This is a genomic window from Kurthia sp. 11kri321, assembly GCF_001534765.1.
Taxonomy (GTDB): Bacteria; Bacillota; Bacilli; order Bacillales_A; family Planococcaceae; genus Kurthia; species Kurthia gibsonii.
The window spans coordinates 229,831-256,642 of sequence record NZ_CP013217.1 but is presented as its reverse complement, the minus strand read 5'-3'; the positions used below and the strand labels follow the sequence as shown (position 1 = coordinate 256,642).

Sequence of the window (26,812 nt, the reverse complement as noted above, 5' to 3'; positions counted from 1 at the left end):
AATACCTGTTTTTTATAAAAATTATACATTAATATTAATTAAAGGGAAAGACCACGTTCCTGTTTTTTATGATAAATTTTGCATTTTTTTCACAGATATATACTATTTTTTTCGACTGTAATTCCATAAAATGAAGCTATTTATCGTTCAATTTTATCATATAACTACTTTTTTCAGGTTGTTTTATTTTCTTTTCTTAAATTTACCTCATTGATGTAGTAAAATGTTATAATAGTGTGTAAAATAAGATTATGAGAAGACAAGGAAAGAAACGAGGTATGAATTAATGGATCCAAGATCAATTGAGGAATTGATAGAGGTTATTAAGGAGTTTTTCCCGGACAATACATCAATTGTTGTTTCAGACACAAAAGAGTATCTTTATTATCAACCAAGTAAAAAGATTGATTTAAAAATCAAGCCGGGTGACCCAATTCCAGAAGGTTCGGCAACACATAAAGCACTAGATTATGGTCAAAAAATTAATTCATTTATTGAACCAGATATCTTTGGTGTTCCTTATTACGGTATGTCAATTCCACTTATGGAAGAAGGCGAGCCAAAAGGTGCAATTACAGCGGTATTCCCACAAAAGCCATCACCATTCTTAACAAATTATATTACAGTCAAAATTGATGATTGCTGGTACCCTGTAAAACACAATGAAGTGATCTACTTAGAAACACAACTTCGCAAAACTTTCGTTAAGACGATGTCTAAAGAAGGTTACCACCGTTTAAATTTAAGTGATTTAGAATTATTCTTATCGCCAGATACCTTTATTCGATGCCATCGCTCATATATCGTTAACATTGATTTCATCGATGAAATCCAACCAGACTCACATTCAACATTTTTATTAATCATGAAAGACGGCACAAGAATACCTGTCAGCCAACGCTATGCAAGTTACTTCCGTCGCTCTTTAGGTTTTTAGTTTATATGTAAATCCAAAGTATGCTTTTAATAGCTACTTTGGATTTTTTCTTTTTTATACCATATTTCATTTGTTATTGTATTGTTAAAACTATATTGTAGAAATATTCTATTTTCTATTTTCAGCAAATATTTTCCCTATTAATCATTTTTTAAACCCTTTCATGCATTAAAGAACTATATGTGACAATTTAGTGATAAAATTTTTTTGAACTAAATTTTCCAAAAAAATAATATTTATTCTAGATAGAAAAGGGGAGTTTTTCATGGTTGCAAAAGTTGAAGAAAGATTACGCGCCACAGCACTTGCTCATAAAGTAATGTCTGCTGAAGAAGCGGCTCGTATTATTACAGATGGTATGACTCTTGGTTTAAGTGGCTTCACTCGTGCTGGAGATGCTAAAGCTATTCCAATGGCATTAGTTGATCGTGCAAATGCTGGTGAAAAATTTAAAGTAAACGTATTCACAGGTGCTTCATTAGGTTCAGATATTGATGCTTTAATGTCAGACGCTGGAATCGTTAATAAACGTCTTCCATTCCAATTAGACCGCACAATGCGCAGTCATATCAATAAGCAAGATATGTATTTTGTGGACCAACATTTATCAGTAACAGCTGAATACTTACGTCAAAATGCTATCGATGCAATTGATGTTGCTGTAGTAGAAGCTGTCGCAATTACTGAAGATGGTATGTTAATCCCAACAACTTCTGTTGGTAACTCACCAATCTATGTTCAAACAGCTAAAAAAGTTATCATTGAGTTAAACTTGGCTTCATATGAACAATTAGAAGGTATTCATGATATTTATGTACCAGAAGCACAGGGCGAACGTGGACCGATTCCACTTGTAAACGCTTCAGATCGCATTGGTACAATCGGTATTCCATTAGACTTTGATAAAGTAGCTGCAATCGTATTAACAGATCAAGTAGATACACCAACTACAATGACTGCAATTGACGATGAAACACAACAAATCGCAGATCATATTATCGACTTCTTCCGTAAAGAAGTAAAAGAAGGTCGTCTAACAGAAACTCTTGCACCATTACAATCAGGTGTTGGTTCTGTAGCAAATGCTGTTCTTGGCGGTATGGCAAACTCAGAATTCAAAGACTTAGAAGTTTATTCAGAAGTACTACAAGACTCTGTATTCGATTTAATCGATGCTGGTAAAGTAAAATTCGCTTCTGGTTGTGCGACTTCTCTTACAGCCGAAAAATTAGACGCTGTATTTGGTAACTTAGAACGTTATAAAGATAAACTTTGCTTACGCCCACAAGAGATTTCAAACCATCCTGAATTAGTTCGTCGTATGGGCTTGATCGCGATGAATACAGCACTTGAGTTTGATATTTATGGTAACGTAAACTCTACACATGTAGCAGGTAATAAAATGATGAATGGTATCGGCGGTTCTGGTGACTTCGCTCGTGCTGCACGTACGTCCATCTTCATTACAAAATCATATGCTAAAGAAGGCAAAATCTCATCTGTTGTACCATTCGTTTCACACGTTGACCACAACGAACATGATGTAGATGTTGTTGTAACTGAACAAGGTTTAGCTGATTTACGCGGTTTAGCTCCACGCGAACGCGCTGAACTAATTATCGAAAAATGTGTACACCCTGATTATAAACCAGCGTTACGCGCTTACTTAGAAGAAGCGAATACACGCGGCGGGCACACACCTCATGTACTTGAAAAAGCATTCTCATTCCATACGAACCTAGCTCAATATGGTCAAATGCTTCCTCCAGTACACGCTTAATTTATGATACAAAAAAGGAATCGCGTCGCTATGAGGACGTGATTCCTTTTCTTTTACACAATTATTTCTTCTCTTGTTCTTCATTTTGGTATTGAACAGATGTTAAACCGCCTTCTGCTACCATTTCATTTTCTTCAATTTTGTAGTCTTTTTCAGGATTACCAGTAATGCTATCATCATAGTGTGTTGCATGTACAACTTTTTCATCATTATGACGCTCTTCACCTGTTTTATCTTTATTGGCATTTACGTACTCATTTACTTTATCTTTTGTGCTGTTGAAAGCAGCTAATGCTTTTTCACGATTTTCTGGTTTCTTTAAGTATGCATAAGCTCCTGCTGCTAAACTTGCTAATAATAATGTTTTCTTTTTACTCATAATAAATTCCTCCCAGTTAAGTTCATTAAAACTATTATACCCGAAACAACTTTTCCTCAACCTAACATTTACTATTTTCTATATTACATTTAAGTGACCTAATATTTCAAATGATACAAATTCTATTTTTTTTGAAATAAATTGTTTACATTACCTATATTTTGTATGTATAATATATAAGGATTCTAGAGTTAGTGAACACTAACTTTTATGTAGAGAGAATTAGAATCTCGTCAATAATCTGTTCGCTCGTCTTAGTTGTTGAACGGATTTTTCGATTTTAACTTCATCTAGAGGGGGTAGCGGAAACTACTCTCTTTTTTTATGACGTATTTGCTCATTTGAGGTGATTCAATATGTATGAACCAAAGAGTACAAAAGGAAATCTAACGAAACAACGTATTTTACATATCGCGCGCAGTCTATTTTATCGTCAAGGCTACGACTGTACATCAACAGCACAAATTGCAAAGCAGGCTGATATTTCGGAAGCTGCTATGTATAAATATTTTAAAAATAAACATGATTTATTATTAGCTACTGTTCAACCAAGTGTTTTATTTAATCGTACAAAAGAAGAACTTATTTCTTTGCCGAATGATGAATTAATTCAACTATGGACTTCTGATTTACTTGAAAAGATTTTTGCTAACCGTCCACAATTTACAATTTTATTTACGGAAGCGGTTCGCCACCCTGAGCTATCAGAACAATATACAACGAGTTTATATGAATTAACACATGGAGATCATGAAATTTTAAGGCGAATGAAACAAGGTCGAATAATGGAAATCGATTTGAAGTTATTACAAGTTGGTATTATCGGTGCAACATTGTCGATGGTACAACATACCTTTATTTATAAGCCTGAAACTGAATTCACACATGTGCCAGAGCATATTAAGAAAACTATCTTTCAACTCATTCAAGGTGAGCTGTTAAAAAAAGAACAGGAGAAATTGCAGTAATCTGCACTTCTCCTGTTCTTTTTCTTATTGCATAGGTGGTAATGTTTGATCGGTTGGCTTTGGTTTACGTACAAAGCACATAATTGCTGCGATATAATATAAAATTGATGTAATACTAATCAATCCTGATAGTACACCTGCTGCGATTAATAGACCACCTGTTGCGTTCATGCTTTTATTCTTCATTAGATAAACAAACGCGATAATACCTAAAACAACTGAAATCACTAATAATGCGACAATCACCCAACCAAATGTATTAACGAACGGTTGAATGACATCAATAGCTTCTTGCATCTCCTCAACAGTTATTTGTTCTTGCCCTGTCTGATTTTGTTCGACTACAATTTCTTCAACCGTATTTGGATCATCAAAAACGACGCCAATACCGAAGATTATAACAGACATTAAACCTATTCCTAGTACACTACAGATGATTGCTGCCATCGTTAATACTTTTTCTACAGTTCTTTTCATATTCTCATCCTTTCAATTTTTTATTCTACATATTATTGGGTTAATTTCAAATAATTTCATAAAAAGAAACCATCTTCCCATGTAAATCTACGGAAAAGATGGCTTTTGGTTTCATGCTTTTGATACTTTTATGTCATCATATGTGTTCGAACGCTCGAAAGCTGCGACAACATATGAACAAACTGGCTCCATTTTATAATGATTTTTACGCGCGTAGTTCGCTGCAGTATCTAATAATTGTTTGGCAACACCTTGCCCTCGAAGCGAATCATCTACGAATGTATGATCCATCACCATAACATCACCTAATTGCGTCCACGTAATTTCAGCAACATTTTCTCCATTGACTTCATGGATATAAGCACCTTGATTTCCGTCTTGTTTTAAACTAAATTCCATTTCATCAACCTCCTTTTCCATAGTTTACCACAATTTATTGAATTTTAAGTGGATGAAGACTCGCTTCTATTTCTGTACGTTTCGGTTCTAAAAATGGTGGAAGTGCTAATTTATTTCCCATTTCATCTAATGGTTCATCTGCATCAAAACCTGGTTCATCTGTTGCTAGTTCAAACAGAATGCCGTTTGGATCACGATAATACATTGAACGGAAATAGTAACGGTCTACTTTTCCAGATGTTACATAACCAAGTTCATCAAATTTTTTAACCCATTCATCATATTCCTCAAAATTGTTTACTCTAAACGCAACGTGATGCACACTGCCTCTACCTGGTCTTTCCATCGGTAAATCGAGTCTTTGTTCAATATGCACTTCTCCTGCTGGTCCTCCAAGACCTGTTGAAAATACTAAGATGTTCGGTTGGTTTGGCACAAGTGATGGATAGCTTCCGATATATTCAAAACCAAGTACTTTTGTTAAAACACGTTCTGTCGCCTGTGTATTACGCAGTGTCAATGTCACACCACCTAATCCAACAATCGCATATTCAAGTGGAATATCATCCACTTTCCAAGGCTCTCCATATGGAATGCCCGAACCGTCATCTACAACAAGTAAAAAACGCGCCAAGTCTTCGTCTCGAAACGGCAATACTTTACGTCCAAAACGTTCTTCAATTTCTCCGTGTTCAACACCAAGCTCATCGAAGCGTTGAACCCAAAATGCTAGTGCTTCTTCTGATTTCACACGAAATGCTGTGCTATTAATACTCGATACACCTTCATGTGTTCTACCTGCCATTGGGATATCGAAGTATGTCATATCTGTACCTGGTGTTCCAACTGCATCCGCATAAAATAAATGATATGAAGATGTATTATCCTGATTTACAGTTTTTTTAACTAGACGCATTCCTAAAATACGTGTGAAAAAATCGTGATTTCGTTCGATATGTGAAGTAATAGAAGATACGTGGTGAATACCACCTAATTGTAATGTCATATAAAACACTCCTTTTAAAAATTATCTTGAATTCGAGATATTTATTGCATTTATCTTAACATGCTTTATTTTAAATTGCAAAATAAAAAGCAATTGATGTTTTTAGCTCTACATCAATTGCTTTTATCTAATTAGTTAAACCAACCTTTTACTGTATCTACAAGGTTTTGGAAGAAGTTCTTCACACTCGCCCAGAAACCAGTATCACTATTAATATCATTTTTGATATTGTCTAGTTTATCTTTGATTGTGTTATTTAAGTCATCTAGTTGTGAAGACCATTTACTAAAGTCGATGTCTAATTTACTGATTTTATCCATTAAATCAACTAGCATTTGACGATCTTGGTCGCTTAGTTGAATGTTTAATGTGCTTAGTTTATCATCGACAATTTGAGCTACTTCTTCTTTTGTAGCTGGCTTTTGTTTTGCAATTTCTTGCTTAATTTCTGTTAGTAACTGACTTACTTTTTCATCTGAAACATTTGAATTTTTTGCTAAACCTGTTGCTACATTTAACTCTTGGTTTGCTACATCTGTACGGTCTTTATCGAGCTTTTTACCTGTTGTTGATTCATATGCTTTATAAATACCTGCTAATGCAGAATGTCCTGTTACAGGTTTTGGTGCCGCTACATCTACTTTTGCATCATCTACACCTGCAGTTAACATTGCATTGGCATACATATCAGACGTTACTTCTGTAATATCATCTGGTGTGACAATATTAATCGCTAAGCCTTTGCCTTTATCTTGTGGCGTGATTTTTGCTGATGAGTATAATCTTGCGCGTGGATTACCATCTTGAATATACTTCGCAATATCCGCTCCTGTAACAGTGATTTCTTCTGTTTCCTCATCTGCTGCTACATTTAAACTTTTCTTCACTTTTTCTTTTTCATCTGCTGTTAATGAATCACCATATACAGCGATTGGTACACCTAGTTTTTCATTTACTGCATCTTTATTCGTTTGTGTAGCTGTACTAGCTAAACTAATTGTTGGTGCTGCAATAGACGTTGTTGCCAGACCAATAGCTGCTACAACTGCGATTACTTGCTTTTTCATGTATTCTTACACTCCTTTACAAATTCTTCTGCTTCTCTCACGCTATACAATAATACGAAAAAATAAGGGAAAGGTTTCTTTATTCATTTATAACATCTTTTTTATACAATTGAGTATGAAAAAAAGGAGGATACCTACGCATAAAGCTACGGCTCCTCCTGTTAAAATGAGAGGGGAGTTGGAATGACTTCGAATAGAAGTTATTTTAGAATAGTCCATCCATCTTCTTGAACAATTCTTCCTGCTTTCATTAATGTACCTAATGCACGCTTGAAAGCTCCTTTACTCATGTTAAACATCTCTTTAATTTCTTCAGGTGAGGATTTATCACCGAATGGCATTTTACCGCCTGCTTCTTGAAGGTAGGCAAAAATTTGATCTGCATCTTCTGATAAACGTTCATATACACGTGGTAACATGGAAGCGTTCACTGTACCGTCTTCTTTTACTTCAATCACGCGAACGGTTACGTCAGCACCTAGTCTTGGTTCTGCTTTACGCTCTGATTCATGAACAAAAATACGGTATGGTACATCAACACCAATTAAAAATGTACCTACAGGTAATAAACGATATGGTCTCGCTACAATATTTTGATTGAATAATGATGGGTCTGCGTCTTCATAAAGCTCTAAAAAACGATCTTCATTAATTAAACGACCAAATAGTCCACCATTACGATCAACACGTAATGTTACATATAGATGATCGCCTGGCTCTGGCCATAATTCACGAAGTGTTGGTAGATCTTCTGCTGGAACGAATACTTCACGCGAAGTACCGATATCGATTTTTGCACCATCATGTTCACTTACATGTAATACTTTTGCAAAACCATATTCATCTTTTAAGATATGCGGGATTGCTGTTGTTGCAGCTAAGTCGCCACGACGGTCAGCATATAAGAATACTTCAACATGATCATTCAATTGAAGTTCTTCTACATCTGATGCATTTAACGGAATATCTACCTCATCATTCGTTAAAATATATTTTGAATCTAAAATTTCCTTTACGACTAATTTTGTAACGTCGCCTACTTGTAATTGTGTCACTTTATGACTCCTTTCGCACTAAAGAACGGGTTTTGTTGTTAATCTTCTTGTTGATTCCTAACAACTTCAAGCTTTTGAAGAAACTCGGGATTTTCTTCTAGCACTTGAATCAGATCTGCTATTCGATCAATTGAATTCCAACTTAAATGATGCTCGATTCCTTCCACATCATGATAAATTAACTCCTCATTCACACCAATGAGACGCAATAACTTTTCTAATAAGCTATGGCGATCGACTAATCTCTTTCCTAGCTTCGTACCTTTTGAAGTTAAAGTTAAACCACGATAACGCTCATACACTAAATAGCCATCCTTATCTAACTTCTGAACCATCTTTGTAACAGAAGAAGGAAGCACTGATAGAGCTTCTGCGATATCCGATACACGTGCATAGCCCTTCTGATCAATTAATAAATAAATCTGTTCGATGTGATCTTCCATACTAGGTGTCGGCATCTAGTTCCCTCTCTTTCAATGTCTTATCCTTCTATCTTACTACATGGAAACATAAAACGTAACTACTTCAAGAGAAAGGTCAATTATTTGTACTAATCAGAACTTTTTTTGAAATCAATGAGAAGAACTTTCATCAATTTTAGCGTAAACACAGGTATCACGAAGGTGAAGACCACTTGCATCTAAACAATCATTTCGTAAAATACCTTCTAGTTCGTATCCCGTTCTTTCTGCAACAGCACGACTACGAACATTATCTCGATCACAGCGAATTTCAATTCGTTTCGCACTTAATTCTTCGAAAGCAAACTCTGTAATACGTTTGACTGCTTCCGTCATATACCCATTCCCTTCAAAACGGTCATCAATCCAATAACCAATCTCAAATTTCGGAATTTCCCAATCAATTCGATGTAGCCCTGAACTTCCAACAAACTCTCCTGTTTCTTTTAAAAATACGTGGAGGCGTAAATCTTTTCGTGCTAAGAAATTCGCATTTGCTTCACGTAATGTTGCACGTACTTCTTCACGTATAGCTTCTTTTTGAGCCCATGGCATATAGGCTTTTAAAGAACGCGCAGAACGCTTTTGTGCTTCAAATACAGCATCTGTATCATCTAATTCTGGCATGCGAATCATTAAGCGCTCTGACTCAAAGCTCGATTCAAAGTCCCAATTAATTTGAGGCTTTGGACGTTCCTCTGTTACGTCATCCCAGCAAACTGGCGTTTTTACACCCGATAAAAAATCTTCGCGTGTAATACCATATGTGATTGCATCGTAGTATTCACCTTCTTTTGGTACGTACCATGCCTTTCTAAAATGCGCTTCCTTCACAAAGCCTACACGTTCAAATGTTTTACGCATTGCAACATTATCTTGACGTGTATGACCTTCTAAACGAATTTTACCAGGTAATTTAAAAACATATTCTGAAACTAATCGAAGTGCTTGTAGACCATAACCTTGTTCACGATACTTTTCTGCAATTCTTAAATCGAAAATTGGAATTTCATCTTGTAAATCATAGAGTTGAACAATACCTACTTTTTCACCATCTGTATTCTCTACCCAAAACGTCTTCACATCGTCTGACTCATAGCCGCCTTCTTCAATCGCCTTTTCAATTAATTCTCTCCCTGGATGAGAATTCACATGATAAGGCCATACATTCGTTGTTAAAAATTGAATCAATGGTTCTTGTTCTTCAATCGTCCATTCCTTTAATTCCATTGTATTTCCCTCTTTTTTCTATTTTATATGAATCATTTTTATTTTATACAGGTTCGAATAAAGTCATTTCTTCGAATGTATTGAGTATATTAAAATCTAGCATATTATTCAATTTTTCATTTGTATTTGAAAAAGCTCCTGAGACAAAAGTATTTTCAACATAACAAATCCCGTATGATTTTTCAAAATCATACGGGATTTGTTCGTTCAGATCAAATTCCGCTTCGAAAAACGCTTTCCGCGGGCATGGCTTCAAACTCCTCGTCACTACGTTCCTGTGGGGTTTTCAGCTCATGCTATTCCCGCAGGAGTCGTTTTCTACGCGTTCAATTGATTGGATTATTCGCATTTGAGACATATTATTTTGTTCTGTCCCAGGCTCTTTCATTCATACAATTCTTCCACCTAAGTACAGCCCTATTAAAAAGAAGATAAAGCTTACAATAAGTGTACTTCCCGTATAAACTATCGCAGTTATATATTTTTTCTGTTGTGCTAAACGAACAAAATCAAAGGCAAAAGTAGAGAATGTCGTATAACCACCTAATATACCTAACGTAATAAACGCGAAGACAATTTGACTTTGTATGTTATAAATAATCATAAATCCCATAATGAAACTACCGAGCATATTCACAAAGAAGGTTGCTATATAAAAAGGTTGTTGATATTTTTCGAAAACAAGTACTGTTACGTAACGAAGGACCGCTCCAATTCCTCCACCTAGTGCAATCCATAAAATCATATTATCTGTTCTCCTTTCTTACGCAGGAGTAAAAAACCTATAGATGCAGCTAGAAAGCAACTAATTGTCATTCCAATTGCATAGAAACTTGCGTAAAAAGGATTTACTTCAAAATGAGTAAACCATTCCGCTGAAAAAGATGAAAAAGTAGTAAATGACCCTAGTATGCCCGTTGTCCAAAATACTTTCCAAACGGGTGCGAACTTTTGTAAATAGTATGCTTGTAAAGCCCCCATCGAAAAGCTGCCTACAATATTCACAATCCACAATACTGCCTCAGCAGGTGACCATAGAATAACAAAGTAGCGAAGGGTTGCTCCAACAGCTCCTCCTAAAAATACCGCTAAGAAGTTCATTCGCTTTCCTTTAACTGAAGTAATACTGGGCAATGATCACTCCCTAAAATGTCATCATGAATTTCAGCTTTTTGAATCGTATGAGCAATTCGGTTCGACACAATAAAGTAATCAATACGCCAACCGATATTGCGATCACGCGCTTTATTCATATAAGACCACCAACTATATTTACCTTCTTCTTCAGGATAAAGGTAACGGAATGTATCTGTAAAACCCGCTTCGAGTAAAGCGGTCATCGCTTGTCGCTCTTCCATTGTAAATCCAGCATTACCTACATTTGTTTTTGGATTTTTTAAATCAATAGCTTCATGTGCCACGTTCAAATCTCCACAGTAAATGACAGGCTTTTTCGCATCTAATTGTTGCAAATAATTTTTTAATTCCACTTCCCACTCCATACGTCCAGAAAGACGAGATAAGTCACGTTTAGTATTGGGTGTATATACATTCACCAGATAAAATTTTTCATATTCAAGCGTAATAATCCTACCTTCTTCTTCACTTGTTTGTTCCCCCACACCATAATGTACAGAAAGCGGCTTATGCTTAGTAAAGATGGCTGTACCAGAATAGCCTTTTCGCTCAGCATAGTTCCAGTATTGATAATAGCCTGGTAAATCTAATTCAATTTGACCTTCTTGGCATTTTGATTCTTGAATACAAAAGAAATCTGCCTCGACAGCTTGAAAGTATTCCATAAATCCTTTCTTAACAACTGCTCGAATACCATTTACATTCCACGATACGAATTTCATATATGATTTCCTCCCGTTTCCTATGTAAAAAAGCTCCTATGAAAGCTCGTTTCCTTATAAGGTTCCGAACTTTCTAGTAGCTTTTTAAAATTATTTAGGTTGTGCTACATCCTCACCAACAATACGCACTTCTGTTTCTAAATCTACACCGAATTTTTCTTTCACAACTTGTTGAACCATTTCAATTGTCTTGATATAGTCGGTTGCTGTTGCATTGCCTTTATTAATGATAAATCCTGCGTGTTTTGTTGAAACTTCTGCACCACCAACACCTTTTCCTTGTAAGCCACTATCTTGAATTAACTTACCAGCAAACATGCCTGGAGGGCGTTTGAATACACTTCCTGCTGAAGGATATTCTAACGGTTGTTTTGATGTACGTTTATGCGTTAAATCTGCAATTGTTGCATCAATTTGTTCTTTATTGCCTTTTTGTAATTCAAAAACAGAAGAAAGTGCGTAGAAGCCTTTTGATTGGATCACACTTTTACGATAGCCTAATTCTAATTCTTCTTTTGACAGAACAACTACATCGCCTTCATGTGTTAAAACTTTACAACTTTTAATGACATCATTAATTTCGCCACCATATGCGCCTGCGTTCATCGCCATCGCACCGCCAACTGAACCTGGAATACCACATGAGAATTCCAAACCTGTTAGTGATTCTGCTGCTGCTGCTTTTGATACATCAATAATAAGCGCACCTGATTGTGCATATACAGTTGTACCTTCAATATGGATTTGATTTAGTTTTGAAAGGTTTAGTACGATTCCACGCATTCCACCATCACGAATGACCATGTTCGATCCATTTCCTAATAAGAAAATAGGGATATTATTTTTGCGTGCATATTTTACAACTGCACCTGCCTGCTCTTCTGTAGTCGCCATGACAAATACATCCGCAGGCCCTCCTAATTTTGTCATTGTATATTTATTTAAAGGTTCATCAATTTTAATATGCTGAGGGTCAACAATTGCTTCTAGTTCTTTTGCCCATTGTAATTTCATAGTTGAAACATACATTCCTTTCTCGAATAAGTTCATTTAAAACGTGAATATACATTAGACATTCTACCTGTATTTATTCATTAAAGCCACTCTTTCGACCATTTTTCAATCGCACGAATTGTGCTTTCTAAACTCATACCTTTATCTGTTAATTGATATTCTACGCGAATGGGTATTTCTGTATGAACATGACGTTCAACAATCCCTTCTTTCTCTAATTCCTTTAAACGTTCAGATAGTAAACGCCCACTAATTGGTAAACTCGATTGTATTTGATTAAAACGTCTTGGACCATCTAATAAATCATACAAAATTAAACCGACCCAACGCTTCCCAATCAAATCCATCGCTTTGGATAATCGAGGACATAATTCTTTTTGTGTCATCTTCTTCACCTCGTACTTTCTATTGTACAGATTTCTTGTGTGTGTGACTAATTGTAATAATGATCTGTGCGAAAATGAACAAATCTTTATGTTTCAGTATAAGGATAAGGGGAAAAAGTGAGTGTAGAAGATTTGTGAAGAAACGTCGCAAAACATCTTCCATTACCTCGAATGTTTTTATCTCGAATTAAAAACTCTTGAATTCGAGATAAAAATGCGTTATGATGTATTCAATACCAAATAATAAACAATTCTAGGAGGATTTATAATGACAAAACAAGTATTTAAAGTAGATGGCGCACACTCAAACTTAGGTTTCGAAGTCAAACATATGATGATTGCAAAAGTACGTGGTTCATTCGATACATTCACTGCAGACTTAAAATTAGATCCAGAAGATTTAACAGATGCTGAAATCAAATTCACAATCGACGTGGCAAGCATTGATTCACGTAACGAAGATCGCGATACGCACTTACGTTCTGAAGACTTCTTAGATGCTGAAAAATATCCACAAATGACATTTGTTGCGACAGATATCAAAAAAACAGATGATGCAGAATACGACCTAACAGGTGATTTCACAATTCGTGACGTAACTAAACCTGTTACATTTAAAGTAGAATATGCTGGTCGCGGACGTAACCCATGGGGTGCAGAAGTTGTAGCATTCGAAGCAAACACAAAAATTAACCGTAAAGACTTTGGCTTAACATGGAACTCAACTTTAGAAACAGGTGGCGTACTTGTTGGTGAAGAAATTAAAATCCATGTTGAAATCGAAGCAAATCCATTAGACTAGGATTAAGACAAGTAGCCATACCTTTTTCAGAGGGTTATATATTAACAGACATCGCGTCTATTGACGCGGTGTCTTTTTTGTTGATTATTTTATAATAAAAAAGAGCCGTACATGAATGTACGACTCTGATTATATGAATTAAACGTTCACTGTTACGTTCGCTAATTTTTGTGCTGCTGCTTTTACTGCTTCGAAACCAGCTGCTTTGATTTCTTCAGCTTTTGCAGGCATTGCGTTATGACCCTCGATGATTACTTCATCAATGATTTCCATACCGAATACGCCGCCAACTACTGCTTTGATGTAGTTTACTGCCATTTCCATACCAACTGTTTCTGGAGTTGAGTAGATACCGCCACGAGCATTTAAGATGATCGCTTTTTTATCTGTTAATAATGATACTAAGTTACCGTTCTCGTCATATTTGAATGAGAATCCAGCAGCATATACGTAATCGATGAATGTTTGTAATTTAGCTGGGATTGTTAAGTTCCAAAGTGGGAAAGCAAATACAACTACATCTGCGTTTGTTACTGCTTCACGTGCTTTTGTTTGAGCAGCCATTACAGCAGCTTCTACTTCGTTTAATTCTTCGCCTTGTGCTAATTTACCGTAAGCGTTGAATACGTCTTGACCGAAGTATGGAGTATCTTCTTCATATACATCGTAAGTTGTTACATTTACGTTGTCTAAACCTTTTACAGACTCCATGAATACTTCGTACATTTTACTTGAAACGCCTTCTGTTGAAGGACGATTATTTGCTTTTACTACTAATACGTTTGTCAAAATAATCTCTCCTATTTATATAATCAATTTTATTATTGTCTCGATTTCGAGATAAATTAATCATACAGAAAATCGTTTTTTAAGTCAATCAAAAAACCTACGACTTTCGACTGAAAATCGTAGGCAAATCTTCATTAAAGTTCACATTGTCCGTCTTTACATACACCAGATTCACCTGAACCCATCATTTTTAACCCTGGACGTAAGCCTTCTTCTTCGGCAACTTGTTTAATTGCTTGTTCAAATACAGAAGTTGGTTGTGCTCCTGATACAGCATATTTTTCATTTAGTACGAAGAATGGAACACCTTGCACACCAATCTCACGTGCTTGTTGGATATCTGCAAGTACTTCTGCTGCAAATTGATCATCTGTAAGTAAATCACGTACAGCTGCTTCCTCTAGCCCTACTTCTGTTGCAAGTGATACTAAGACATCTGTATTCCCAATCTTCATACCTTCTTCAAAGTAAGCTTTTAGTAAGCGTTCTGTCATCTCTTTTTCAAGACCATGCTCGCCTGCAAATTTTGATAGACGATGTGCTTTAAATGTATTTGCAGGAGTCATTTTATCAAAGTCATAATGTAAGCCGACTTCTTTTGCACGAGCTGCAATACCTTCTGTTTGTGCTTTTGCTTGTTCTTCAGAAGAACCAAATTTACGCGCTAGTGCTGTATACATCGATTCGTCTGATTCTGCTGGTGTTGTTGGATCTAATTGATATGCTTTAAATTCCACATCAATTTTCCCTTCAAAACCTGTATTTTTAATCGCTTTTTCTAATTCTCTTTTGCCAATGTAACAGAATGGGCATACATAATCTGACCATACTTCGATTTTCATTCCAATCACCTCTCATCCATTCTATAAGGAAAAGGAATCGAAAAGCAATTTATCAGCTCATACCCTAATAGGTATTTAAAGAACTAAAAAAATACGCACTTACTATTAAAGCAAGTGCGCGTATTTTTTATTATTGAAACACTTCTGTTAATGTTGGAACGATTTGTTTTTTACGTGATACTATACCTTTTAGCTCAATTTGATTATTCACTAAAATCGTACCAAATGCTTCAGCTGAACGTGTTGCTAAATAACCTGCTGGTACTGCAACTGAATTATTATTTAAAATATCTGTTACAACGAAGAAGAATAAGTCTAACCCTTTTTCTGCAACTTCTTTATTTAATAGTAATTCAAGTTCTGCTTGGCGACTTAATACATCATTCACGTCTACAGCATTTACTTGTGCAATGATGACTTTACTTGAACCCATCTCAAATTCTTTTGCATCAAGTGATAATAAGTCTTCTAGTGATTTATCTGATAAGTCTGCGCCTGCTTTTAACATTGCTAGACCATATTCTTCTAAGTTAACACCTGCTTTAGCAGCTAATTCTGTCGCTGCTTTCACGTCTTGTGGCGTGCAAGTAGGTGATTTTAATAATAATGTATCCGATACGATAGCAGATAGCATTAAACCCGCATAGTTTGCTGGAACTTCTACATCATTCTCTTTGAACATTTTGTTTAAAATCGTTGCTGTACAACCAACTGGCTCTGCGCGGTAGTAAAGTGGGTTCGCTGTTTCAAAGTTTGCAATACGGTGATGATCGATTACTTCGCTAATTGTTACATCTTGAATATCTTCAGCAGATTGTTGGAATTCGTTGTGGTCTACTAGGATCACTTCTGCTGCTTCAGGTGCAACTTTTTCAACAAGGCGTGGTGCATCGAAACCGAATTTTTCTAAAGCGAATGCCGTTTCATTGTTTACTTCACCTAAACGTACTGCTTCTGCATCTACACCTAGTTGTTGTTTTAAGTAAGCATAAACTAATGCAGATGTAATCGTATCTGTATCTGGATTTTTATGCCCGAAAACTAAAATTTTGCTCATATTCTAAATTCCTCCTAAAGAAATGTACTTACTTATTTAATCCTATGTATTTTACCATATTTATAAATGAAAAAAAATGAAATGAAACGCCGAAACTAAAAATTCGTTTACTTACTATTTCACTTTTAACTCTTTTGAAAATCGTTATTTTTTAACATTTTTTTGTCTATTATATTATATATAGTCCGATTAGTATCTAATAAATCGTTAATTATGATATTATTTTGATATAAACGAAATGAAAAAGAGGTAGAACTATGGAACATGCAATCGAAAAGAAATACATTCCTTTAGCCAACTATTTTCATGTATTAAAAGAACCGGTGATTCAACTTTCTTTTTCTGAAATAGAAACGATTATTGGACAAAAGTTGCCAAATGCAGCTTATTTAAATAGGAGCTGGTGGACAAAAACAAAACCACCCTTACAACATTTTTTAGCGTGGACAGAAAAAAACTACTTCGTTTCAAAAGTACAGCTTGGTTTTTATGTACAATTTGAACGCTCTGCTCAACAAGTACAACAAAACAAAACAACAAATGACGCAACATGCACATATATTATTCGCCAAGCTGAGTTAAATGATGTACGCAATTTAACGCGTTTTATGCATCGCTTAAAAGAATTAGAGCCGATGAATCACTATGATTTCTTACAAGCTCCTGATACTTTATCCGCTTTACGTAAAAGAATTTCGCATTGGAATATTAAAAATGCCGGACAATTTTTTGTGGCAGTTGTTGACGGACATATTCGTGGTGTTGCACAAGTCTGGCGACATATCTCACAAGGATTCCAACATCGTGCCATGACATCAATTCAACTCATGCCAGAATATCAAAAAGCAGAAATTGCACATGATTTACTTTGTGCAGTAGAAGAATGGGCAAAAGAACAAGAGATTGATCGATTAGATGCATCTGTATTAGATGGTAATCATCATACACTGACGTATTATAAAAGTAGACAATTTGAAGTTGAGGGTACAAGGTTACATGCAATTCACGTGAATGGACAATTTTATGATGAAATTTTCTTAGGTAAAATGTTAACACAACCGCCTACGCACACAGAGACCACAAAAGAAGAAGTTTACGCATAAAGCAAAAGTAGCGAATGGGCTGAAAACCACTCGCTACTTTTATTATTTGCATATTAAATATTCTGTTGTAAATCGTTCATAAGCATCTAGATTTACATCATATCCAATACCTGCTTTTTCAGGTAAATGAATAACACCCTTCTCTACAACAACTTCAGGAATAATCAAATCTTCTTCGAAATAGTGACGAGAACCCGAAGTATCAGCTGGTAATGTGAAATCTGTTAATGTCGCAATCGCAACACTATGCGCACGCCCAATACCTGCTTCTAGCATACCGCCACCCCACATCTTAATACCCTCTTTACTCGCTTCTTCATGAATTAATCTAGCTTCTTCAATACCACCAACACGCGCAATTTTAATATTAAAGATTCGTCCAGCATCGAGGGCAATAGCTGTTTTTGCATCTTTCAAACTACAAATGCTCTCATCTAAACAAATCGGTGTTTTTAATTCTTTTTGTAACGTCGCATGCTCTATTAAATCGTCTGCTCCAAGTGGTTGCTCAATCATCAATAGATTATAGGCATCTAGTTCTTTTAATAAAGGAAGATCTTCTAATGTGTAGGCTGAATTCGCATCAACCATAAGCGGTACATCTGGATAGCGCGCGCGAATCGTTTTGACTAATTCAACATCGTTACCTGGCTTAATTTTCACTTTAATTCGTTTCGCACCATTTTGTAATGCCTGCTCTATTTTTTCATATAGTTGCTCGCTTGTCGGTTGTAATCCAATACTTACGCCTACTTCTACTTCATTTCGGATACCGCCAATTACCTGATACAGTGGTTTATTCATTCGTTTGGCATAGACATCCCAAATCGCTGTTTCAATAGCTGCCTTTGCCATTGGATTACGGCGATAAACCGATAAAAGTTCACGTACTTCACTGGGGTGCTGAAAATCTACATGGAGTAATCTCGGTATATAAAAATCTCGCAACATATGCCAACAGCTTTCGACTGTTTCTTCTGTGTACCACGGAATTTCAAAGGCATCCCCCTCACCGTAACCACAGAAACCTTGATCATCATAAGCCTCTACTATAATAAACACTTTATCTTGTACCGTACCAAAGCTTGTCGTAAAAGGGTGCTTCATTCGCATTTTCATTTTTCGTAAAACAAATTTTTCAATTTTCATGTTCGTTTATCACCCTAACACTGGTGCTGATTGCTGTCTTGCTTGCTCTAATGCTGTCATAACAGCGCGTGATAGAATATCTACACCGACAATTAATTGGTCATGATTAAATGTCATATGTGGATGATGAAGTCCTGGTACTAATCCACAACCGAGACCTAACATAGCCGCTTTAATATGAGGGCGACGTTTTGTATAGAAATGGAAGTCTTCACCACCAGGTGTAATAATTTCTTCACCTAAATGATCTTCACCTACTGCTTCAATAATTGACTTTTTCAAAATATCTCTCGCTTCATCACTTACCTCTGCAGCAGCGATATCTAATAATACTTTTTGTTCAATGTGGGCATCATACATCTCTGCAACTGCACGAATACTTCGACTAATCCCTTCACCTAGCTGTTCCATTGCAGCATTTGTTTGTGCACGTGCGTCCATCGTTAAAATGGCTTTACCTGGAATAACATTCCCTGCTTCACCACCTGCTTGGAAGCGTGTCACTTTAACAGACCAAGGAATTGTTGTATCCACATGGATCGACTTCAAAGCGTCTACTAAACTACTACCAATCTCAATCGCATTTTTTCCAAGGTGAGGACGAGCAGCATGTGCCTCTTCACCATAAATTTCACACGATACTTGGCGTGATGCACCATGATGAAGTGCTGGACTAAATTCACCATCTTTTAATTCTTGGATTGGGCGAACATGTACACCGAATAAATAATCTACATCATCCATTAGCCCTGTATCAATGACCGATAACGCACCCTGCCCTTTTTCTTCCGCAGGTTGGAAGATGACGCGAATTGTACCGCCTTCGTCCATTGAAAATTGATTTTTATCAATTAATTCTTGAATAAATAAACAAGCACCAATAGCCATTGTCATATGTCCATCATGCCCACATGAATGATTCGCACGGAATTCGCCGTTTACTTCTTGCCATAGCGCATCCATGTCTGTTCTTAGAGCGACAACCGGACTGCCACTACCAAACTCAACATATAAACCTGGAATACGTTCAAAAAGATGTACTTTAAACCCATGACCTTCTAGTAAATTTGCAATATATTTGGTTGTATTTATTTCACTCCAACTTTTTTCTGGATTCTCATGCAAATGTGAAAATACTTCATCTAGTGTTGGCTTTAATGTCTTTAACAAGTCACTATTCATTTTAATCCCCATCCTTTTCTACTTACATACATTATATAATCAATCGGTCCGTTATAATGAAACTAAATGAATTTTTAAGGAGTGCGTTTTCATGCAAAAAATAATACAAGAAATTTTAGAGTTCCGAAAAGAGCGCGGTTGGCACCTTAATCAAGATGCACGTGCTTTAGCTATCTCAATTTCACTTGAGGCAAATGAATTATTAGAGCCTTTTCAATGGAAGACAGGTGAAGAAGCAACTGCTACGTATCACCAAGCAATTAAAGAAGAACTAGCTGATGTATTCATTTACTTAGTTGCTCTCGCTGATCACATGGATATTGATTTACAACAGGCTGTTTCTGAAAAACTAGCCAAAAATCTCATTAAATATCCAGTACCCGAAAAATAATGTGTTTAACTTATTAATATTATGATAATGGAATATTTCAATAATTAACATCATAAACACTCTGTTTTTATTAAAATAAAAAAGTGTAGTGATTTTTAAATGCATCACTACACTTCTTTATTAATCAATTTCCATTTGTTTCGTTTCTTTTCCTAAGAAGATAATTGCAATAATGGCAATGACAATCGCAATCGTGAAAATTGTAAAAATACTACTAATATCCACGCTTCTCGCTGTTAACACCCCAACTAATAGCGGTCCGAAAATTCCACCTAAACGACCTACAGAAGCGGCCATACCTGAACCTGTCCCACGAATAATGGTTGGATAATTTTCAGGCGTATAAGCGTATAATGCACCCCATGCTCCTAAATTGAAGAAAGATAGGAACATACCTGATACTAGTAGCATCGCTGTCGTGTCTGCAAAACCGAATGTTAAAGCACTTACTGCTGTACCAAGTAAGTAAAGTGATAACACAAATTTACGCCCTACTTTTTCAATAATCCAAGCTGCTGTAAAATAACCTGGTAATTGTGCAAGTGTCATAATCAGTACATATTCAAATGATTGAATCATGCTGAATCCTTTCATGACCATAACACTTGGTAGCCATAAGAACATACCGTAATAAGAGAAGACCACCATGAACCAGACAATCCATAGCATGAGTGTACTCTTTGCATATTCTTTCTTCCAAACAGACTGTATATTTTTCCAAATCGATTGTCTTTTTGTTTTATTCGCCTCATATTTTGGTGAATCAGGTAAACTAATACGTAAATAAATCGCATAGAATGCTGGAATCGCTGTTAAGATTAATGCCACGCGCCATCCGTATGTCGGGATGACAAAATACGAGATAATTGCTGCAAGTAGCCAACCACCTGCCCAGAAGCTCTCTAAAAGAACGACTACACGTCCACGCTCTTTTGGTGCGACACTTTCAGAAACTAATGTTGAAGCTACTGGTAATTCCCCGCCGAGCCCCATTCCTACGAAGAATCGTAGTACCATGAAAGCTGCTAGCGTTGTTGTAGCAGCTGATAGACCACTTGCTACAGAAAAAATAACGAGCGTCCACATGAATACAGATTTTCGTCCAAAACGATCTGCCATCAAACCAAATGCGAGTGCACCAACAGCCATACCAATCGAGTTGATACTACCAATCCATCCCATCTCTGTCGGCGTTAAATTCCACTCTACTGCTAAAGCTGCAATAACGAATGATAAAATTCCTACGTCTAATGCATCAAAGAGCCAGCCAACTCCTGCAATTGCTAATAATTTATTTCGTGTAATCGGCTTCTTTTTGCCTTTTGTCATTGTTGTCACGTAAAACCCTCCAACTGTCTTGTCACTAGAATATACATACTATAACCTTTTTCATTTATTGTGACAATCCCTTTACAAATTCAAATTGTTCCGAAAATTTCTAAAGAACTATAGATATAAATGCAAAAATAAGTTAAAATGTCTTTTATAGAAAAACAGTTGTCTTTTCAAGATGAACAACTGTAATTGAAGAACGTACAAAAAAGGAGCGCATTTATATGTGGAAAGGCTTAATTGAACAATACAAAGAATATTTACCCGTAACTGACAAAACACCAGCATTAACTTTACATGAAGGGAATACACCTTTAATCCGTTTAAACGCATTATCAGAAGAATTAGGAATCGATCTTCACGTAAAATATGAAGGATTAAATCCAACAGGTTCGTTCAAAGACCGCGGTATGGTAATGGCTGTAGCCAAGGCTGTAGAAGATGGTAGTAAGTGCGTCATCTGTGCTTCAACAGGGAACACATCAGCGGCAGCGGCAGCATATGCAGCACGCGCTGGTATTCAATCACTTGTTGTAATTCCAAAAGGAAAAGTAGCAGCAGGTAAGTTAGCACAAGCTTATATGTACGGTGCAAAAATTATCGAAATCGACGGCAACTTCGACGAAGCATTACAAGCAGTACGTGATATTTCTGAAACAACAGACGTAGCACTTGTAAACTCTGTAAATCCTTATCGTTTAGAAGGTCAAAAAACAGCTGCTTTTGAAATTTGCGACCAATTAGGTGCTGCACCTGATATTTTAGCAATTCCTGTAGGTAACGCAGGTAACATTAGCGCTTACTGGAAAGGCTTTAAAGAATATAACGAGAAAAAAGGTACAACACTTCCAAAAATGTTCGGTTTCGAAGCTGAAGGTGCTGCAGCGATTGTACAAGGCGCGCCAATTGCAAAACCTGAAACAATTGCAACAGCGATTCGTATCGGTAACCCTGCAAGCTGGAAATTAGCTGAAGCAGCACGCGATGAATCACATGGTAAAATTGGTGCTGTAACAGACGAAGAAATTTTAAATGCATACCGTTTAATCGCTGCAAAAGAAGGTATTTTTGCTGAGCCAGGTTCAGCTGCTTCTGTGGCAGGTGTTATTCAATCGGTTGCAAATGGTTCAATTCCAAAAGGCAGTAAAGTCGTAGCCATTTTAACAGGTAACGGTTTAAAAGACCCTGATACAGCTGTTTCTGCGTCAACAATTAGCATGGTTTCTTTACCAAATAACGAAGAAAAAATCCGCGAATACATCGAGGGTGTTCTATGAGTAAAATGTGGTCCATCTCCGTTCCTGGAAGTACGGCAAATCTTGGACCGGGATTTGATTCGGTTGGACTCGCATTAGGTCTTTACTTAAAACTAGACGTTACATTACAAAATGAGTGGCAGTTTGTACACCATTCATCTCATTTACCAGTTGAAATGATCGTGGAAGACCATCTTGTTTATCAAGTGGCGCAACAAGTAGCTCAAAAATTCAATGTACAATTACCTGCTTGCAAAGTGGACATGTATAGTGAATTACCACTCGCACGTGGTTTAGGCAGTAGTGCTTCTGCGATTGTCGCTGCAATCGAACTTGTCAATGTCGTATGTGATTTACAATTAGATGAACAAGCAAAATGTGCATTATCTTCTGAGATTGAAGGTCATCCAGATAACGCTGCTGCTTCTGTATGTGGTGGATTAGTTGTAGGGGCGACATTACCAAATGGCGAACTCCACTTAGTTAATGAAAAACAAGTAGATGCTGCTTTCGCTGTCTTTATTCCAAATGTCGAATTAAAAACAGCCGAGGCTCGTAAAGCGCTCCCTACTACATATGAAAAAGGATATGCAGTACATGCAAGTGCATATAGTAACCTACTTGTCGCAGCTCTTTTAAAACAAGACTACGCATTAGCTGGACAATTTATGGAAGCAGATTTATTCCATGAACCGTTCCGCGCTCATTTAATTCCAAACTACGAAACAATTCGTACATTAGCACGCGATCACGGAGCATTCGGTACTTCTATTAGTGGTGCAGGTCCTACGATGATTTCATTAATTGACTCGTCTAAAGTAGATGCATTCGTTGAAAAGATGCAACAGTACTTACCTGACTATACAATCAAAGCAGCACATGTTGACACACAAGGTGTACAAGTGACCGTTCAAAACAGATAGATAAAATGATTCATTACAAAAAGGTAGGAGTCCTATAAAATGGCTTCTACCTTTTATTTTTTATAGTTGTGTGAAATGATATAAATGTTCGCTCACAAATGCTTCAAATTGTTTCGCAACTTGTGGAATGTAGCGGTCTTTCATCGTCGCAATCCCAATTCGACGCTCGCAAACTACATCGGTTATATGCAACCTTTTAATTTGATAGCCATCAATTCTCTGTAAATCAGGCAACAACCCCACCCCAAAACCTGCTTCTACAAAACTTGCAACGGTATGAAATTCTTCACCTTCAAATACAATATCAGGGGAAATACCGACCTGTTCAAAAACATGATTCTGAATTTGTCGCAAGGAGTTTCCTTCCTTAATCGTCACAAAAGGATCTTCTGCTAAATCTTGTAATCGAATCGTATCTTGTTTGGCAAAACGGTGGTGTAAAGGGACAATCACATATACTTCTTCACGCCACAGTTCACGCCAATCAATCGGAATATCCGTTTCTAAATAGGGAATTAGGCAAAGATCACATAGACCTTTATTTAAGTCTTTTACAAGAGGTAACGAGTTCCTTTGAACAAATTCAAAATCCGTCTCCGGATACTCGTTTTGAAATGCTTGAACAGCTCTTGAGACTAATCTCGTTCCCATCGAGTGTGTAAAACCAATCGCAACTGTGCCAGAATTCGGTGCAACCAAATCACGTATTTCCTGTTTAGCTTCATCTAATATTTGAGTGATTGGTTCGGTTCTTTCTAAAAATAGAGCGCCATAACGATTCAAACGGATTGCACGTCCTACTCGTTCAAATAGCGGTGCCCCTACTTCATGTTCAAGTTGTGAAATTGCCTTACTGAGCGCTGGTTGCGATATATTCAAAACCTCTGCTGCACGCGTCATATGTTCTAAACGTGCAACCGTCTGAAAATACTTTAACTGTTGTAAATCCATATCCCCCACCCCTTCCATTCATAACCAAATCGAATGAATTCAATCAATATAATAGATTGTTATTATGAATTGTAACTCATTATAATAAAAAGAAACAAGAATTTCGGAGGTTGCTATCGTGGAATACATTGAAAAAGGATCACGCACTTTTCGTTTTACCACATTCGCTTTATTTGCGGGTGCTTTTAGTACGTACGCCAATCTTTACATGACGCAACCTGTTCTTCCCATGATTGCTGATACATTTAATATCTCACCAGCAACAGCTTCTCTCTCGCTCTCTTTAACAACTGTTGCACTTGCTATTTGTATGTTAATTGTCGGCTCTGTTTCTGAAGCATGGGGACGAAAAAATTTAATGACTTTCTCAATGATAGCTGTAGCCATTTTATCAATCGCAATTGCCTTTGCTCCTTCTTTTGGCGCACTACTCACATTACGTATTATCCAAGGCGCTGTGTTCGCTGGTCTTCCTGCGATCGCCATGGCTTATTTAGGAGAAGAAATTGAGCCAAAAAGCTTAGGCATTGCGATGGGTCTTTACGTGAGTGGTAGCTCAATTGGTGGCCTTGCAGGACGCGTTATGATGGGGGCTGTCAGTGATGCCTATGACTGGCATATCGCGATGCTCTCCATCGGTGTTTTAAGTTTAATCCTAGCTGTCGCATTCTATCTTTTACTGCCAAAATCGAAACATTTCGTCCCTGCAAAATTAGCCTTTAAACCTTTAGCACATTCTATGGTTGAACACTTAAAAGATCCAGGTCTACTTCTGTTGTTTAGTCTTGGTTTTGTTTTAATGGGTTCATTCGTAACGCTTTATAATTATATTAGCTTTTTACTAATCGCCCCTCCCTATAACCTAAGTCAGACACTTGTAGGCAGTATCTTCGTCGTCTATTTAGTGGGGACATTCAGTTCTACATGGATGGGAAAATTAGCAGATCGACATGGTCAATTCGCGATGATTTTATTAGCGATTCTACTTATGCTAAGTGGTGCTGTTTTAACTCTTTTCAGTAGTCTACTCATTATTTTAATTGGTATTGCATTATTCACATTCGGCTTTTTCGGTGGACATGCGATTGCGAGTAGTTGGGTGAGTGCACGTGCTTCACATGATAAGGCGCAAGCTTCATCGCTTTATTTATTCTTTTATTACGTCGGTTCAAGTGTTGGTGGAACAATCGGTGGCTTCTTCTGGCTATCATTCGGTTGGTTCGGTGTTGTTTGTTTCGTAAGTGGTATTTTAATCCTTGGTGTCGGATTAACATTTGTTTTACACAAATACATTCTATTTGAACAACGCGAAAAGCGTGTAGCTCTAAAACGATTAGCACATAAAAAAAGCACATAGAAAAAGGTGAATCGCTCTCACAAACGATTCACCTTTTTTCTACTTTTCAAGTTGTTTAAATACTCGTTTTCGACGCTCGTACCATAATAAAGCAAGTGCAAATACCGTATATCCCAGCGCCCAACCACTCACTACATCTGATAAATAATGTCGAGACTCGGCAACACGTGATAAACCGATACAAATCGCAACGACAGTCGCAATACTCATCGCGATAACTTTGGTCTTTTTCGTTTGATATTCTGTCGTAATATAAGCCACTGTTAACAGATAAAGTAATCCCGTCATTGCATGTCCTGAAGGAAAACTAAAACTTGTCAATTGTTCTAAAATGTATGGTCGATCTCGTTTAATAAGACCTTTCACAAATAAATTCACGAGATTGCCACCTGCAATCGTAATTAATACAAAAATCATACCACGAAAGTTTTGTGCTTTAACCCATAGCCAGATTAACAAGAGAACCGCGACGATGACAACAAATATCGGTTCACCAATATAGTGGAACGGAATTAAAAACTCATTCCCCTTTAATAAATGACTTCCCCACTCATCAAAGTCATATACCCAAACTGATTTTAAATTAAATGCGAAAATAAGGAATACAATAAATGTGAGAATTCCTAAAATATATTTCACCGAAAAACACTTCCTTTTCTT

Annotated in this window: 30 protein-coding genes; 9 read left to right on the top strand and 21 right to left on the bottom strand. The window is 36.6% G+C overall.

Annotated elements, in window-relative coordinates:
• Positions 1-286 precede the first annotated feature (286 nt).
• Together ASO14_RS01385 and ASO14_RS01380 are read left to right on the top strand one after the other, a co-directional pair.
• Positions 287-937 (top strand): LytTR family DNA-binding domain-containing protein, encoded by a 651-nt coding sequence (locus ASO14_RS01385; RefSeq protein ID WP_068450562.1) that lies wholly within the window; start codon positions 287-289, stop codon positions 935-937.
• 265 nt (positions 938-1,202) lie between these two features.
• On the top strand, positions 1,203-2,717 hold the full coding sequence (locus tag ASO14_RS01380; RefSeq protein ID WP_068450560.1) for a succinyl-CoA:acetate CoA-transferase ScpC: 1,515 nt from the start codon (positions 1,203-1,205) through the stop codon (positions 2,715-2,717).
• 61 nt (positions 2,718-2,778) lie between these two features.
• On the opposite strand, the gene ASO14_RS01375 is transcribed toward ASO14_RS01380, so the two are convergent.
• Positions 2,779-3,096: a hypothetical protein gene (locus ASO14_RS01375; RefSeq protein WP_068450558.1), complete on the bottom strand. Its 318-nt coding sequence runs from the start codon at positions 3,094-3,096 to the stop codon at positions 2,779-2,781.
• A 356-nt stretch (positions 3,097-3,452) separates the two neighbouring features.
• Between ASO14_RS01375 and ASO14_RS01370 the strand changes: the two genes are divergently transcribed.
• On the top strand, positions 3,453-4,064 hold the full coding sequence (locus ASO14_RS01370) for a TetR/AcrR family transcriptional regulator (protein WP_068450556.1): 612 nt from the start codon (positions 3,453-3,455) through the stop codon (positions 4,062-4,064).
• 24 nt (positions 4,065-4,088) lie between these two features.
• Here the strand turns inward: ASO14_RS01370 and ASO14_RS01365 are convergent, their stop codons facing one another.
• The 12 genes from ASO14_RS01365 to ASO14_RS01305 form a co-directional block, all read right to left on the bottom strand.
• Entirely contained in the window at positions 4,089-4,541 is a 453-nt protein-coding gene (locus tag ASO14_RS01365; RefSeq protein ID WP_068450555.1) for a DUF4064 domain-containing protein, read from the bottom strand.
• 111 nt (positions 4,542-4,652) lie between these two features.
• The gene (locus tag ASO14_RS01360; RefSeq protein WP_068450554.1) at positions 4,653-4,940 is read right to left on the bottom strand and encodes a GNAT family N-acetyltransferase; all 288 of its coding nucleotides are present in this window, start codon (positions 4,938-4,940) and stop codon (positions 4,653-4,655) included.
• A gap of 34 nt (positions 4,941-4,974) precedes the next feature.
• Positions 4,975-5,946, bottom strand: coding sequence for a ring-cleaving dioxygenase (locus ASO14_RS01355; protein WP_068450552.1), 972 nt, complete (start codon positions 5,944-5,946; stop codon positions 4,975-4,977).
• 131 nt (positions 5,947-6,077) lie between these two features.
• Entirely contained in the window at positions 6,078-7,013 is a 936-nt protein-coding gene (locus ASO14_RS01350) for a DUF1002 domain-containing protein (RefSeq protein ID WP_068450550.1), read from the bottom strand.
• 200 nt (positions 7,014-7,213) lie between these two features.
• Complete coding sequence (locus tag ASO14_RS01345) at positions 7,214-8,068, bottom strand: CvfB family protein (protein WP_068450548.1); 855 nt, start codon at positions 8,066-8,068, stop codon at positions 7,214-7,216.
• 38 nt (positions 8,069-8,106) lie between these two features.
• The gene (gene mntR, locus ASO14_RS01340) at positions 8,107-8,526 is read right to left on the bottom strand and encodes a transcriptional regulator MntR (RefSeq protein ID WP_068450546.1); all 420 of its coding nucleotides are present in this window, start codon (positions 8,524-8,526) and stop codon (positions 8,107-8,109) included.
• Between the two features lie 114 nt (positions 8,527-8,640).
• Positions 8,641-9,759 carry a GNAT family N-acetyltransferase gene (locus tag ASO14_RS01335; protein ID WP_068450544.1) on the bottom strand — a complete coding sequence of 373 codons (1,119 nt, stop codon included), beginning with the start codon at positions 9,757-9,759 and terminating at the stop codon, positions 8,641-8,643.
• Positions 9,760-10,147: 388 nt separating this feature from the next.
• On the bottom strand, positions 10,148-10,504 hold the full coding sequence (locus ASO14_RS01325) for a fluoride efflux transporter FluC (protein WP_068450540.1): 357 nt from the start codon (positions 10,502-10,504) through the stop codon (positions 10,148-10,150).
• Positions 10,501-10,860 carry a fluoride efflux transporter FluC gene (locus tag ASO14_RS01320; protein ID WP_068450538.1) on the bottom strand — a complete coding sequence of 120 codons (360 nt, stop codon included), beginning with the start codon at positions 10,858-10,860 and terminating at the stop codon, positions 10,501-10,503. The genes ASO14_RS01325 and ASO14_RS01320 overlap by 4 nt, the downstream gene beginning before the upstream one ends.
• On the bottom strand, positions 10,857-11,618 hold the full coding sequence (locus tag ASO14_RS01315) for an exodeoxyribonuclease III (protein ID WP_068450536.1): 762 nt from the start codon (positions 11,616-11,618) through the stop codon (positions 10,857-10,859). The genes ASO14_RS01320 and ASO14_RS01315 overlap by 4 nt, the downstream gene beginning before the upstream one ends.
• A 90-nt stretch (positions 11,619-11,708) precedes the next feature.
• Entirely contained in the window at positions 11,709-12,632 is a 924-nt protein-coding gene (gene murB, locus ASO14_RS01310) for a UDP-N-acetylmuramate dehydrogenase (protein ID WP_068457183.1), read from the bottom strand.
• Positions 12,633-12,712: 80 nt separating this feature from the next.
• On the bottom strand, positions 12,713-13,018 hold the full coding sequence (locus tag ASO14_RS01305) for a winged helix-turn-helix transcriptional regulator (protein ID WP_068450530.1): 306 nt from the start codon (positions 13,016-13,018) through the stop codon (positions 12,713-12,715).
• 268 nt (positions 13,019-13,286) lie between these two features.
• Between ASO14_RS01305 and ASO14_RS01300 the strand changes: the two genes are divergently transcribed.
• Complete coding sequence (locus ASO14_RS01300; protein WP_068450528.1) at positions 13,287-13,820, top strand: YceI family protein; 534 nt, start codon at positions 13,287-13,289, stop codon at positions 13,818-13,820.
• A gap of 138 nt (positions 13,821-13,958) precedes the next feature.
• Here the strand turns inward: ASO14_RS01300 and ASO14_RS01295 are convergent, their stop codons facing one another.
• From ASO14_RS01295 to ASO14_RS01285, 3 genes are all read right to left on the bottom strand, one after another.
• Positions 13,959-14,609, bottom strand: a complete 651-nt coding sequence (locus tag ASO14_RS01295; protein WP_082701330.1) for an FMN-dependent NADH-azoreductase — start codon at positions 14,607-14,609, stop codon at positions 13,959-13,961.
• Positions 14,610-14,743: 134 nt separating this feature from the next.
• Positions 14,744-15,451: a DsbA family oxidoreductase gene (locus ASO14_RS01290; protein WP_068450526.1), complete on the bottom strand. Its 708-nt coding sequence runs from the start codon at positions 15,449-15,451 to the stop codon at positions 14,744-14,746.
• A gap of 130 nt (positions 15,452-15,581) precedes the next feature.
• Entirely contained in the window at positions 15,582-16,508 is a 927-nt protein-coding gene (locus ASO14_RS01285; protein ID WP_068450524.1) for a manganese-dependent inorganic pyrophosphatase, read from the bottom strand.
• 257 nt (positions 16,509-16,765) lie between these two features.
• Here ASO14_RS01285 and ASO14_RS01280 point away from each other — a divergent pair, with 257 nt between their 5' ends.
• Positions 16,766-17,611, top strand: a complete 846-nt coding sequence (locus ASO14_RS01280; protein WP_068450522.1) for a GNAT family N-acetyltransferase — start codon at positions 16,766-16,768, stop codon at positions 17,609-17,611.
• Between the two features lie 42 nt (positions 17,612-17,653).
• On the opposite strand, the gene menC is transcribed toward ASO14_RS01280, so the two are convergent.
• Both menC and ASO14_RS01270 read right to left on the bottom strand, forming a co-directional pair.
• Complete coding sequence (gene menC / locus ASO14_RS01275; RefSeq protein ID WP_068450519.1) at positions 17,654-18,760, bottom strand: o-succinylbenzoate synthase; 1,107 nt, start codon at positions 18,758-18,760, stop codon at positions 17,654-17,656.
• Between the two features lie 9 nt (positions 18,761-18,769).
• Positions 18,770-19,942 (bottom strand): M20 peptidase aminoacylase family protein, encoded by a 1,173-nt coding sequence (locus ASO14_RS01270; protein ID WP_068450514.1) that lies wholly within the window; start codon positions 19,940-19,942, stop codon positions 18,770-18,772.
• A 91-nt stretch (positions 19,943-20,033) separates the two neighbouring features.
• Here ASO14_RS01270 and ASO14_RS01265 point away from each other — a divergent pair, with 91 nt between their 5' ends.
• The gene (locus ASO14_RS01265; RefSeq protein ID WP_068450512.1) at positions 20,034-20,333 is read left to right on the top strand and encodes a nucleotide pyrophosphohydrolase; all 300 of its coding nucleotides are present in this window, start codon (positions 20,034-20,036) and stop codon (positions 20,331-20,333) included.
• A 120-nt stretch (positions 20,334-20,453) separates the two neighbouring features.
• On the opposite strand, the gene ASO14_RS01260 is transcribed toward ASO14_RS01265, so the two are convergent.
• Entirely contained in the window at positions 20,454-21,662 is a 1,209-nt protein-coding gene (locus tag ASO14_RS01260) for an MFS transporter (protein ID WP_082701537.1), read from the bottom strand.
• A 227-nt stretch (positions 21,663-21,889) separates the two neighbouring features.
• On the opposite strand from ASO14_RS01260, the gene thrC reads away from it, so the two are divergent.
• Together thrC and thrB are read left to right on the top strand one after the other, a co-directional pair.
• On the top strand, positions 21,890-22,942 hold the full coding sequence (thrC, locus tag ASO14_RS01255; protein WP_068450508.1) for a threonine synthase: 1,053 nt from the start codon (positions 21,890-21,892) through the stop codon (positions 22,940-22,942).
• Positions 22,939-23,844 (top strand): homoserine kinase, encoded by a 906-nt coding sequence (thrB, locus tag ASO14_RS01250; protein WP_068450506.1) that lies wholly within the window; start codon positions 22,939-22,941, stop codon positions 23,842-23,844. The genes thrC and thrB overlap by 4 nt, the downstream gene beginning before the upstream one ends.
• A 60-nt stretch (positions 23,845-23,904) precedes the next feature.
• Here thrB and ASO14_RS01245 read toward each other — a convergent pair whose 3' ends face one another.
• A complete protein-coding gene (locus ASO14_RS01245; RefSeq protein ID WP_068450504.1) occupies positions 23,905-24,795 on the bottom strand; it encodes a LysR family transcriptional regulator in 891 nt (296 codons plus the stop codon).
• A 118-nt stretch (positions 24,796-24,913) separates the two neighbouring features.
• Between ASO14_RS01245 and ASO14_RS01240 the strand changes: the two genes are divergently transcribed.
• Positions 24,914-26,152, top strand: a complete 1,239-nt coding sequence (locus ASO14_RS01240) for an MFS transporter (protein ID WP_068450503.1) — start codon at positions 24,914-24,916, stop codon at positions 26,150-26,152.
• A 39-nt stretch (positions 26,153-26,191) separates the two neighbouring features.
• Here the strand turns inward: ASO14_RS01240 and ASO14_RS01235 are convergent, their stop codons facing one another.
• Positions 26,192-26,791, bottom strand: a complete 600-nt coding sequence (locus ASO14_RS01235) for a phosphatase PAP2 family protein (RefSeq protein WP_068450501.1) — start codon at positions 26,789-26,791, stop codon at positions 26,192-26,194.
• Positions 26,792-26,812 lie beyond the last annotated feature (21 nt).